This is a genomic window from Thermogutta sp. (genome assembly GCF_014359955.1).
GTDB lineage: Bacteria > Planctomycetota > Planctomycetia > Pirellulales > Thermoguttaceae > Thermogutta.
The window spans coordinates 1-3,392 of record NZ_JACIYL010000482.1; the positions used below are offsets into that span (position 1 = coordinate 1).

Annotated in this window: 4 protein-coding genes; 2 read left to right on the forward strand and 2 right to left on the reverse strand. The window is 57.6% G+C overall.

What is annotated here, in order from left to right:
- The first annotated feature begins 727 nt into the window (after positions 1–727).
- Entirely contained in the window at positions 728–997 is a 270-nt protein-coding gene (locus H5U08_RS13300) for an EF-Tu/IF-2/RF-3 family GTPase (protein ID WP_297033933.1), read from the forward strand.
- Between the two features lie 19 nt (positions 998–1,016).
- The gene (locus tag H5U08_RS13305) at positions 1,017–1,934 is read left to right on the forward strand and encodes a class I SAM-dependent methyltransferase (protein ID WP_297033935.1); all 918 of its coding nucleotides are present in this window, start codon (positions 1,017–1,019) and stop codon (positions 1,932–1,934) included.
- Here H5U08_RS13305 and H5U08_RS13310 read toward each other — a convergent pair.
- A complete protein-coding gene (locus tag H5U08_RS13310; RefSeq protein WP_297033938.1) occupies positions 1,931–2,911 on the reverse strand; it encodes a CNNM domain-containing protein in 981 nt (326 codons plus the stop codon). The genes H5U08_RS13305 and H5U08_RS13310 overlap by 4 nt on opposite strands.
- Positions 2,908–3,392: transporter associated domain-containing protein (locus H5U08_RS13315; protein ID WP_297033940.1), on the reverse strand; the 485-nt coding region annotated here is incomplete at its 5' end. The genes H5U08_RS13310 and H5U08_RS13315, both read right to left, overlap by 4 nt.

Here is a 3,392-nt window from a genome sequence, read left to right on the forward strand (position 1 = left end):
GACCCGTTGAAGGGATGGGCTTTGGGCTGAATGGCAGCCGTCGGCATCGCTGTTCAAATCAATCGGGGCCCAAAAAATTGCGTTGGGGGCATTGCAATTTTTGTAAGCTTCGATATAAAGCCGATGAAAACTCTTGAGGCGTGCCATCGATGGTGGCCGTTGAGCGATGGCAGCCTTGAAAACGTGGCTGGGTGTGGCTGGATGTGCCCCAGGCGGGAGAGGTGGCCTGTCAATGGCTTCGGTGGTCGAAGCCATCCCGCGGGCACTTTTTGGACGGAGGTACGTATCGTGGCGACCAAGAAAGCAGCGACGAAGGGTGCGGCAACCAAGAAGGCTGCTGCCAAGAAGGCGACCAAGAAATCGTGCAAGAAGAAATGCTGACGGCGACTTGAAAGACGAGAAGCCTGTTTTCTGCCAAGGCGGATAGTCGCAGCGTCGGCACGCTGCTCACCCCGACGAGAAAGGGCCGTGAAGCAAGAGGCTTGACGGCCCTATTTTTGTGGAAAATCTCCCGCGTAGCTGCATCTCGTTGCAGGTTCCGCGTGGCCGTGCCATACTGGAATGGGGAGTCCATGCCATGGCAATTATGTGCCCGCACTGTGGTGCGGCGTATGACGTAACCCTGTTCGCTTTCGGGCGTTCGATACGCTGTGACTGTGGCCGGTGGATCGATGTGCAATCCGGTCACACCCGGTCGGTTCATTTTCTGCAAAAAGGAGGACGTGCCATGGCGGAGATTCCGGTGGGACGCGTGACACACTATTTCAGCCATTTGGGTGTGGCGGCCGTGGAGATCACAAACGGCACCCTCGCGGTCGGCGATACCATTCACATCAAAGGACACACGAGTGACTTTTACCAGCCTGTCACCTCGATTCAAATTGACAGGCAGCCCGTCCAGCAGGCGGAGGCCGGACAAAACGTGGGGATCAAAGTCGTGGAACATGCCCGTGAACACGACACCGTGTACAAGGTGCTACCCGAGACGTCTGCTTAAAGGTCGTGCGATTTTTGACATGTTCCAGGTTGACTGCGAAGAGTGGGGGGCCGCTCCGTTTCAAAGTCAGGATTACGAGCTACTGGACTTCGGTGGAGGGCGTCGCCTGGAACGCTTTGGGGCGTGGATTTTAGACCGTCCCAGTCCCGCGGCAGAAGGGCCCGTGGCTCGGCCACAGTTGTGGCGGATGGCTCACAGTCGGTTCGAACGGGCTCGCGGCAATGTGGGGAAGTGGGTGGACCAGCATGACGTCCCCCAGCGGTGGACGATTCAATGGGGACCGCTCATCTTCGAATTGAAGCGCAACGAGTCAGGCCACGTGGGGCTTTTTCCGGAACAGGCTGCCAACTGGAACTGGCTTTACCGTCGGCTCCGCGCCAACCCTCCAGCCAGGCCGATTCTCAATCTTTTTGCCTACACAGGAGGGGCCACACTGGCGGCGGCCCTGGCAGGAGCAGAAGTCGTCCATGTGGATGCGGCTCGGAATGTGGTGGGTTGGGCCCGGCGCAACGCCGAACACTCGGGCCTGGAAAGCCGACCCATCCACTGGATTGTCGAAGACGCGCGAAAATTTGTGCGCCGTGAGTTGCGGCGGGGCAAAAGCTATGAGGGGATCATTCTGGATCCGCCGAGTTACGGTCATGGTCCCCGAGGGGAGGCCTTTCAGTTTCACAAAGATATTGAGCCCCTCGTGCGAATGTGTTTCGAGTTGATGGACCCCGAACGGGGGTTCTTCCTCTTCACCTGTCACACACCGGGTTACGGTACCCAGCAGGTTACACGGTTGATTCATGGGATTCGTCCCGAGATTTGGCAATACGGGGCAGTGAAAATACGGATGATGGTGATCCCCGGTGCGAATGGCCGACTGCTTCCCAGCGGGATGATGGTCCGCTGGGATGCCCTGGGAACCCCGACGCCGTCGAACAGGTCCTAAGACCTTTCTTCGTCAAGATAAACGCGACGCAGCGAACGCTCGATGAGTAACCCGACAGGCTGGCCTTTTGTATTGACCACCAGAGCAAGAGGTTCCCGCTTCTGAAAGAGTTCCTGAAGGACGGACACCAATCGCTCCTCCGCGCGAACACGAAAAATTGGCCGAACAAAAGCACGCACCGGTGTTTGGGGGTTCAGGAAGAGCTCTGCCAGACATACGTAGCCCCTGTATCTTCTCTCGCCGCTGCTCTCACAAACCAGGGCAAACTCCTCTTTTTTGAAGGACGATTGCCGATCCAAATCTTGCCAGGTTACGTCGAGCGAAACGTCGGGAATAGCCGACAATTCGCCCATGAACTCAGCGACCGGTTTGGCGCCGTTTTCCAGGATGGCCCGGGCAATCCGGCGTTGAATGCCCACAATCAGGCCCGCGTGTTCACCCTCCTCCATGATCCGTCGCAACTCCCGACTGGTGATCTCGGAGCGTGCTTTGTCCAGAGGAGCGGCGAAAAATAACGATAAGAGGCGACCATACACCCAGAGAATTGCCGAAATCGGAAAGAGAATAATGGCGAGCACCGAAAATACAGGCCCTGTAATTCGCAGCAGGCGGAACGGGGCTTGAAGGAAAAGTCGCTTGGGAATGAGCTCTCCAAAAATGAAAACGATGGGGGTGGTAATGAACGTGGCGAGAAACTCGACCGTCGTCGTCGAGGCACTGGCCAGTTGCTGCAAAAGCAGGACAGCTCCAAAAGAAACCAAGTAATTGGCCAGATTGTTGCCTACAAGGGTCGTGCTGATAAACAGTGCCGGTCGCTCGGCAAACCATGCCAGAATTCGGGCAAGCCAATCACCCGTGCCTGCCAGGACCTGGAGTCTCAGTCGCGAAACGCGGTAGAAACCCGTCTCTGTCCCGCTGAAAAGGGCGCTCAAAGCAAGGCCGATGAAGAACAGAATAAGGGGAAGAACGAGTGTCATACCGCGCCCTCCTTGACATGATCGCGTCGCCGAAGTTCAGCCAGAATGACCCCGCGACGGCCCACCTGAATGGCGCGTAACTCGAACGGCCCCCACTGGCAAACATCGCCAGGTTTGGGCAGTCGTCCCAGTTGGTCCTGGAAAATTCCCGCGACCGTATGGCTGGCCTCCTCGGGACGTTCGAGACCGAAGTACCGACACAGCCGGTGAACACTCGTCAACCCTGTGACGTGCCAGACGCCCGGCTCCACAGGCAGGATGGGACGCCGTCCGAAAAACTGCTCACTCCGACTGGTCTCACGTGTAAAGATGCGGGAAAGAAGATCCTCGAGAGTGATAACCCCCACTGTTTCGCCGTACTCATTGACGACCGCCGCCACGTCTCGATGCTCGTTCACCAAAGTCTGCAGGACCTGAGCAGCCGTGACATTCCAAGGGACATAGGTGACCGGCTCGGCCCAAGCCGCCAGGTCCGAAGAAT

Excerpts from the sequence above, each read along its gene's own strand:
- H5U08_RS13310 (WP_297033938.1), bottom strand. The coding sequence starts at position 2,911 with ATGACACTCGTTCTTCCCCTTATTCTGTTCTTCATCGGCCTTGCTTTG.
- H5U08_RS13300 (WP_297033933.1), top strand. The coding sequence starts at position 728 with ATGGCGGAGATTCCGGTGGGACGCGTGACACACTATTTCAGCCATTTG.
- H5U08_RS13305 (WP_297033935.1), top strand. The coding sequence starts at position 1,017 with ATGTTCCAGGTTGACTGCGAAGAGTGGGGGGCCGCTCCGTTTCAAAGT.